The sequence below is a fragment of the Mycobacterium sp. genome, from assembly GCF_036273375.1.
Classification (GTDB): Bacteria; Actinomycetota; Actinomycetes; order Mycobacteriales; family Mycobacteriaceae; genus Mycobacterium.
In genome coordinates this window covers 22,695-31,077 of the sequence record NZ_DASUHS010000173.1, presented here as the reverse complement: position 1 = coordinate 31,077, position 8,383 = coordinate 22,695, and the positions used below count along the sequence as shown (strand labels likewise).

Annotated in this window: 5 protein-coding genes; 3 read left to right on the top strand and 2 right to left on the bottom strand. The window is 66.7% G+C overall.

Translation table 11 applies throughout. From position 1 onward, the window contains the following. Window positions 1-324 (bottom strand): PPE domain-containing protein (locus tag VFW69_RS16360; RefSeq protein ID WP_526502549.1); only part of this gene is annotated, 324 nt, incomplete at its 3' end. A 913-nt stretch (window positions 325-1,237) separates the two neighbouring features. Here VFW69_RS16360 and VFW69_RS16355 point away from each other — a divergent pair. Further along, window positions 1,238-2,299 (top strand): 3-deoxy-7-phosphoheptulonate synthase, encoded by a 1,062-nt coding sequence (locus tag VFW69_RS16355; RefSeq protein ID WP_526502548.1) that lies wholly within the window; start codon window positions 1,238-1,240, stop codon window positions 2,297-2,299. 37 nt (window positions 2,300-2,336) lie between these two features. Here VFW69_RS16355 and VFW69_RS16350 read toward each other — a convergent pair whose 3' ends face one another. Beyond that, window positions 2,337-4,001, bottom strand: coding sequence for a (2,3-dihydroxybenzoyl)adenylate synthase (locus tag VFW69_RS16350; RefSeq protein ID WP_526502547.1), 1,665 nt, complete (start codon window positions 3,999-4,001; stop codon window positions 2,337-2,339). 105 nt (window positions 4,002-4,106) lie between these two features. Here VFW69_RS16350 and VFW69_RS16345 point away from each other — a divergent pair, with 105 nt between their 5' ends. Then, window positions 4,107-7,622 (top strand): non-ribosomal peptide synthetase, encoded by a 3,516-nt coding sequence (locus VFW69_RS16345; protein WP_526502546.1) that lies wholly within the window; start codon window positions 4,107-4,109, stop codon window positions 7,620-7,622. Next, window positions 7,619-8,380, top strand: a complete 762-nt coding sequence (locus VFW69_RS16340; protein ID WP_526502545.1) for a thioesterase II family protein — start codon at window positions 7,619-7,621, stop codon at window positions 8,378-8,380. The genes VFW69_RS16345 and VFW69_RS16340 overlap by 4 nt, the downstream gene beginning before the upstream one ends. Window positions 8,381-8,383: the final 3 nt, after the last annotated feature.

The following is an 8,383-nucleotide window of genomic DNA, read 5'->3' as shown; positions in this document are numbered from 1 at the left end:
GGCGGCAGCCAGCAGGGTCGTCGGGCCGGGCCCCAGGTACATCCGAGCGGAGTTGATCTCTGGTGGTAATGCGCCAAAATCCATGTCTATCCCTAATTCTTGGTGCCTGTGAGGCTGACCTTGATGACGCCGGATTGACGTTGGTGGCGTCGCACACAACATCTGGTCAGCAGTTGAAGCAAGTTGTGAGTGATTGAAAGTCGCCAAAGCGGTTCGCGGTTGACCTCGGATTTCGGCGAACTGATGCGCCGGTTTCGGACAAATCCGACTCCGATAGCCGAAGATCGCATCGGTGCAGTTGTCCGCGACAAGCGGATCAGCCATGGCGGCTAGGGTTTAACCTGCCGCAATGGCGTTGCGCGCCGAGGAACTGCCGAGCCTGATCAGCAGCGGGCGACGCAGAATCGAATCAAAAGATTCTGGTCAAGGCAGGTTGACGCCGGCGCACGAGCGGGCGCATCGACTCGCTGCTGAGACCAGATAATCCCGACCGTCGGGGGTACCACAGATCCGGGTGAGCGTGGCGTTGAAAGCGCCAAAGTGGTTGCCCGATCACGCTTTAGGCCGCCACTTTTGAACGCCTTATCATCGTTCACGGTGGAGCCAACGCCAAGACGACGGACAGGAACCGAGTCGTTGGTGAGCTGTGTCGGGCCGGAAACCGGGCTGGTCGATGATGCCACCGCCTCTGGCAACGCATCGGTTGTCGTCGCGGCCCGCAAAAATCCGCAACCCAGCACAGCTGCGAGAAGAGCCAGGGCAGCAACGATGGCTGACACCGATTGTCGTGACCACCGTGAAGGCTTTGCAAATCCGAACCTCACAGTGCCGCTTACGCTACCAGCTGCGACCTCGGTTGCCACCGAGCCACACCTTTGGCGCCGGTCAGATCATCCGCGGTCCGCCGAAACCGGGCACCGAGCCGGCGGGACGAGCGAACGCGATGACGAACAAGGCGAACTCGCGCCCAGCACATAATCGCCCGCCGTTCACAGCGCGGTTTTAGCGGTCCCGCGCCGACGTGGTATCTTCGCCGACATGAACATCGGCGTGCGCGCGTATTGGCGCTTTATCGTGGCTCCGGGTGGAGCCAGCGATGCAGCGTCTGGTTGACGCAACCGCACGACTGATACCCGGGGCCCAGCAGTGACCATAAGGTCGCTGCTTTTTGTTTTTCAGGGCATCGGGAACCAGCGGGCGTGCCCTGGGAGCCAGCAGAGAAAGGCACACACCCTCCATGTCCATCGCCAATTGCGACACCGCGACTATCGATACGTCCGATCATCGGATCGTTTCGTTCCGGGAACTCTCGGCTCCGGCCGTGATCCGCACCGAGCTGCCGTTGACGGCTCGGCGTGCCCAGGCCGTCCAACGCGATCGCGACGAGATCTCGACGATCCTGGCCTGTGGTGACGACCGGCTGTTACTGGTCGTCGGCCCGTGCTCGGTGCACGATCCCGTCGCCGCGCTCGATTACGCACGCCGGCTTGCGCCGATCGCCGCCGAGTACGCGGATCGACTGAAGATCGTGATGCGGGTCTACTTCGAAAAGCCGCGCACCACCATCGGCTGGAAGGGACTCATCAACGATCCCAACATGGATGGCAGCTTCGACGTCGAACGTGGGATCCGCGTTGCGCGTGGGTTATTGCTCGACATCATCGATGTCGGCCTGCCGGTGGGATGTGAATTCCTGGAGCCCACCAGTCCGCAGTACATCGCCGACGCCGTCGCCTGGGGCGCGATCGGCGCCCGGACCACCGAGTCGCAGGTGCACCGTCAGCTGGCGTCCGGGCTGTCGATGCCGGTGGGATTCAAGAACGGGACCGACGGCAACATCCAGGTCGCCATCGACGGCGTCAAAGCCGCTGCGGCAGCGCACCATTTCTTCGGTACCGACAACGTCGGTCGCGCGGCCGTCGTCGAGACCGTGGGCAATCCCGACTGTCACGTGATCCTTCGAGGTGGCACCGCCGGGCCCAACTACGACACCGCCTCGGTGACCACCGCCATCGAATTGCTGAGCAACGCAGGGCTTTCGGCGCAGGTCATGATCGACTGCTCACACGCCAACTCCGTCAAAGACCATGTGCGGCAGGCCGAGGTCACCGCGGAGATGACCGCACGCATCGCGGCGGGCGAGCGCGGTATCGCCGGTCTGATGCTGGAGAGCTTCCTGGTGGCCGGCGCCCAATCGCTCGGCGGCGAACTGACCTATGGCCAGTCCGTGACCGATCAGTGCATGGACTTCGGGACCACGGCGGGCTTGCTGGCCGGCCTCTACACGGCGATGGGGTGATCGCGACCCCGATCGGACGGCGGGAAAGCGCGCAGCGTTAACGTCGCGCGTGTGTTTGTTGCGCCGAAACCTGGGCGGTGATGGCCTTTTTGTCGATCTTGCCGATCGGGGTGGTGGGCAGTGACGTCATCGCAACCAGGACGTCGGGGCGGGCGTGCGCGGCCACGCCACGCTCGTCGAGATAGCCGTTCAATTCTGCCAGTGATAACTCGGCGCCGTTGAAAACCACAGCCGCGCAGATTTTCTCGCCCAGGTAGGGGTCGGGCAGCGCGACCGCGGCGGCCGAGAAGATCGACGGGTGGCTGTGCATCTGCTCCTCGAGGTCTGCCGCGGAAATCGTTTCTCCGCCGCGGCAGATCACGTCTTTGACTCGGCCGGTCACCACCAGATAGCCGTCGTTGCGCAGCCGCACCACGTCACCGCTGCGGAAGAATCCGTCGGGGTCGAAACCGCGTTCGTTGTCACGCTCGGCGCGAAAGTAGCCGTTGAAGGTATACGGCCCGCGGACCAGTAGTTCGCCTTCCTCGCCCGGAGTCACCGGCTCGCCCTCCGCATCGACGACGCGCAGTTCGTCGTCGGTCGACAACGGCCGCCCCTGGGTGTGTTCGGTGAGTTCTGGGGGATCGTCGAGCCGGGTGTAGCTCAGCAGCCCCTCGGCCATCCCGAAAACCTGCTGCAGGCCCGGGGTCAGCGCGCTGCGCACCAAGCGGGCATCCTCGGGTTCCAACTTGGCGCCACCAACCTGTAAGAGCCGCAACGTCTTTGGTGTCACGGGTTCCCAATCGCAGGCGTGCGCCCACAACTTGGCCAAGGACGGCACCAGGGCGGTCACCGTGACGCCGTGGCGTGCGATGGCGGCGAAGGCCGCCTCGGGGCTGGGATCGGTGCCGAAAACGGTCGTGGCGCCCACGATCATCGCGCCGAGCAAGCCCGGGCAGGCCAGCGGGAAATTATGGCCGGCCGACAGCACCGCCAAATAGACGTCGTCTGGGGTGAGCCCACAGAGTTCGGCGCTGGCCTTCGCGTTGAAAACGTAGTCGTCGTGGGTGCGGGGAATGAGCTTGGGTGTCCCCGTGGTGCCGCCGGAAACCAGTAGCAGCGCAGGCGATCCCGGGTCGGGCGGCGGTGGCGGCGTGCCGGTGGCCGCCTGATCGCGCAGTTGCGTCCATGAGGTGAACGGTCCCGGGTCGCCGTCAACGATGACGTGCTTGAGCACGGCGTGCTCCCCGGACAGCGCGCGCGCCATCACCCGATAGTCGAAACCCCCTGCGGTATCGGCGATCAGCAGCCCGGTGGCCTCGCTGACCGCGGCGAAATGCCCCAGCTCGGCGGCCCGGTGGCCGGGCAGGCACATCACCGGGATCGCTCCCGCCCGCAGCAGCCCGAACAGCGCCACCGCGAACTGGCAGCCGTTCGGCAACTGCAGCAACACCCGGTCGCCCGACGCGATACCCACGCGCAGGAGTCCACTTGCCGCGCGGTCAGCCTGGTCGTCGAGGTCCGCATAAGTAATGCCGGTGTCGCCCATGGCGTCGAGGACGGCCATCCGGTCGGGCCATTGCTGGGCCGCGTCCCTCAGGATCGTGTCCAGGGGCCGTCCAGTCCAGTAGCCGGCCGCTCGATAGGCGGCGGCCCGGTCAGCGGGGAACGGCACGAACCCGTCGAGGACTCCGACCGGCGGGTGCGGTGTGTTCGGGCTCATGGCTCCTCTAGCGGGGGCTTCAGACGGGGCTAGTAGCGGGGACGCAGGGAGTAAGGATAGGGTAACCAAAAATTTAGGGCAGCCTGTGCTAATCAGGGAGGGTCTGTGGTGCACGCCTCGGCACGCTCGGAGGGCATCCGGGCGGAGGTGGCCGAATTGCTCGGCGTCGACGCCGATGCAGTTCAGCCGGGTAGCAACCTGATCGGCCAGGGCCTGGACTCCATCCGGATCATGACGCTGGCCGGCCGCTGGCGCCGCCAGGGCATCGCCGTCGACTTCGCCGCGCTGGCCGAAACCCCGACCATCGAAGCCTGGGCCCGGCTTTTCGACGCCGGCGGGCAAGGCACCGACCAGCAGATCCTCACCGCCGAGGCTGCCGGCGACGCCGACCTAGCCGGGGAGGACGAGCCGTTCTCGCTGGCCCCGATGCAGCACGCGATGTGGGTCGGTCGTCATGACAGCCAGCAGCTGGGTGGGGTTGCCGGTCATCTCTACGTGGAGTTCGACTGTAGTCCGATCGACGCCGAGCGCCTGCGCACGGCGGCCACCGCTCTGGCACGTCGTCATCCGATGCTGCGGGTGCGGTTCCTGCCCGACGGGAGGCAGCGCATCACCCCGGCCGACGAGAGCGGCGACTTCCCGGTCAGCGTCGAGGACCTGCGCTCGCTGAGCACCGGCGAGGTCGAGCAGCGGCTCGCCGCGATCCGCGACACCAAATCACACCAGCAGCTCGACGGGGCGGTGTTCGAATTGGCGCTGACGCGGCTACCGGGAGAGCGGTCGCGGCTGCATGTCGACCTGGACATGCAGGCCGCCGACGCGATGAGCTATCGCACCCTGATGGCCGATCTGGCCGCCTTCTACGGCGGCCGCGACCTGCCCGAGCTGAGGTACACCTACCGGCAGTACCGCCAAGCCATCGAGGTCGAAAACGCACAGCCGCAGCCGGCGCGCGAGGCCGACCGGGCGTGGTGGGCGCAGCGCCTCCCGGCGCTGCCAGATCCGCCCGCTTTGCCGTCGACCGGTGGCCGAGGCGCGAACCAGAGCACCCGGCGCTGGCACTGGCTGGACCCGCAAACCCGCGATGCGCTGTTCGCCCGCGCCCAAGCGCGCGGCATCACCCCGGCGATGGCGCTGGCCGCGGGATTCGCCAACACCGTGGCCCGCTGGTCGACCACCTCGCGCTTTCTGCTGAACGTTCCGTTGTTCGGACGCCAGGCTGTGCACCCGGACGTCGACGCGTTGGTTGGCGACTTCACCTCTTCGTTGCTGCTCGACATCGATCTCGTCGGCGCAAACAGCGCGACGGCGCGGGCACGGGTGGTGCAGGACGCGATGCGTACGGCCGCCGCCCATTCCGCCTATCCCGGGCTGTCGGTGCTGCGCGACCTCAGCCGCCATCGCGGTACCCAGGTGCTCGCGCCGGTGGTGTTCACCAGCGCGTTGGGGCTCGGCGAACTGTTCAGCCGCGACGTGACCGGCCAACTCGGCACGCCGGGATGGATCATCTCCCAAGGGCCGCAGGTGCTACTCGACGCGCAGGTCACCGAGTTCGATGGCGGAGTCCTGGTGAATTGGGATGTGCGCGAAGGCATCTTCCCGTCGGGTGTCATCGACTCCATGTTCGCCTATCACATCGACGAGCTGCACCGGCTGGCCTCCGCCGACGACGCGTGGGACGCGCTGGGCCCCTCGGCGCTGCCGGAGGCACAGCGCGCGGTACGGGAGGCGGCCAACGCTCGCACCGTCGAACCCAGCGGAGAAGCATTGCACGACGGGTTCTTTCGGCAAGCCGAGCAGCAGCCGGACGCCCCGGCGGTGCTCGCGAGTACCGGTGACCTCAGCTACGCGCAACTGCGCGACCAGGCGGGGGCGGTGGCCGCGGGGCTGCGCACCGCCGGCATTTCCGCCGGCGACACCATCGCGGTGATGGGCCCGAAAACCGCCGAGCAGATTCCGGCGTTGCTGGGCATCCTGTCCGTCGGCGCCGTTTACCTGCCGATCGGCGTCGACCAGCCGCGTGATCGCGCCGAGCGCATCCTCGAAACCGGCCGGGTGAGCTTGGCGCTGGTGTGCGGCGGACAACGCCTGTCCTTTCCGGTGCCCGAACTGGTACTTGCCGAGGTGCTTCGCGACACTCCCGCCGGTACTGAGAATCCTTCAGTGGGAGTAGATCCCGCCGAGCTTGCCTACGTGTTGTTCACTTCGGGTTCCACCGGGGAACCCAAAGGCGTTGAAGTCACGCACGACGCGGCGATGAACACGGTGGAGTTCATCGGTCGCCACTTCGAGATCGGCCCTGCGGATCGGTGCCTTGCACTGTCGACCCTGGAAGGCGACATCTCGGTGATGGACGTGTTCGTCACCTTGCGCACCGGCGGGGCCATCGTGGTGGTCGACGAAGCGCAGCGGCGTGATCCCGACGCCTGGGCCCGGCTCATCGACACGCATGAAGTCACGGTGCTGCACTTCATGCCCGGCTGGCTGGAGATGCTGGTCGAAGTCGGCCGCGGGCGGCTGTCCTCGGTGCGGGTCATCCCCACCGGAGGCGACTGGGTGCGACCCGAGGTGGTACGCCGTCTACGGGCCGAAGCGCCGAACCTTCGCTTCGCGGGCCTCGGCGGCGCGACCGAAACCCCGGTGCACAACACCATTTTCGAGGTAACCGGTGCGATACCGGAGGATTGGACTGCGCTGCCCTTCGGTGTCCCCCTTCCCAACAACGCCTGCCGCGTCGTCGATGACACCGGCGCTGACTGCCCCGACTGGGTCCCCGGGGAATTCTGGGTGTCCGGCCGCGGCATCGCGCGCGGCTACCGCGGACGTCCCGATCTCACCGCGGAACGCTTCGTCGAGCATGACGGCCGAACCTGGTACCGCACCGGCGATTTGGTGCGCTACTGGCCAGACGGCACCCTCGAATTCGTCGGCCGCGCCGACCACCGCGTGAAGATCAGCGGTTATCGCGTCGAGCTGGGCGAGATCGAGACCGCGTTGCGGCGCGTGACCGGGGTGCGGACGGCGGTGGCCGCCTTGATCGCCGTATCCGGCGAATCCGACGTGCTCGCCACGCAGGTGTGCACCGACGACGCCTCTTTGACCGCCGAGCGGATCCGGCAGCGTCTTGGTGACCTGGTCCCCGCGCACATGGTCCCGCGCCACATCACGGTGGTGGAGCGGATCGGGTTCACCGATGCCGGAAAGCTCGACCGGCGGGCCGTCGTACGCGAATTGGAAACCGCCGTCTCGCAAGCCCAGCGGCCTGGCCACCGCTTCCCGTCGACGCACTTGGAATCCGCACTCGCAATGATCGTCGGCGATCTGCTCGGCCGGGAAAACGTCGGAATCGACGACGACTTCTTCGCACTCGGCGGCGATTCGGTGCTCGCCACGCAGGCGGTGGCAAGGATTCGGGCCTGGCTTGACGCACCGGACATCATCGTCGCCGACATCTTCGCCAACCCAACCGTGTCGGCGCTTGCGGCGGTGCTCAGCGCCGGCGAGAACGACCCCGGCCGGCTGGACCAGGTCGCCGAGCTGTACCTAGAAGTCATCGGCATGGACGCCGAATCGGTTCTGGCGGCCGCTCGGCAGCCCGCAAAATCGTATATGGCGCAATGACATTGAATCATCTGATCACCGTGTCTTCCACGTTCCCGTCCTGGATCAAGCTGACCCCGGGCCGCGGCAACGGATCATCCACCGGTGCCACCGTGATATTTCCGCACGCCGGCGCGGCCGCCGCGAGCTACCGGGTGCTGGCAGCGGCGCTGGCCGCCGGCAGCGACACCTACGTCATGCAGTACCCGCAGCGGGCCGACCGCCTCACCGAACCCGCTCACGACAGCGTCCATGACCTGGCCGTCAGCCTATTTCAGGCCGCGCCATGGCCCAGCGTCGCGCCGCTGAAATTGTTCGGGCACAGCATGGGCGCCGTCGTCGCCTTCGAGTTCGCCCGCGTCGCCGAACTGCACGGCGTGGCCGTACAGAAGCTCTGGGTATCGGCCGGTCCGCCGCCATGCGTCGTCGCCGACATGCCTGAACTGCCGACCAGTGACGATGGGCTGCTGGCCGATATCGCCGATTTGGGCGGCACCGACCCCGAACTGCTTGCCGACGAAGAGTTCTCCGAACTGCTGACCACCGCGGTGCGCGCCGACTACCAAGCCTTCAACGGATATGAACCCAGCCCCGATGTGTGCGTCGTCGCGGACATTCACGTACTGGGCGGCCATGATGACCACCGCATCACCGCCGGCGTGCTTGCGCAGTGGGGAAGGCACACCGCCGGATCCTTCGCCGTGTCGCTGTATGACGGCGGGCACTTCTACGTCTATGACCATGTCGAGGCGGTCGCCGCGCAGGTGAATGCCGGGTGATAC

Excerpts from the sequence above, each read along its gene's own strand:
- VFW69_RS16355 (WP_526502548.1), top strand. The coding sequence starts at position 1,238 with ATGTCCATCGCCAATTGCGACACCGCGACTATCGATACGTCCGATCAT.
- VFW69_RS16340 (WP_526502545.1), top strand. The coding sequence starts at position 7,619 with ATGACATTGAATCATCTGATCACCGTGTCTTCCACGTTCCCGTCCTGG.
- VFW69_RS16350 (WP_526502547.1), bottom strand. The coding sequence starts at position 4,001 with ATGAGCCCGAACACACCGCACCCGCCGGTCGGAGTCCTCGACGGGTTC.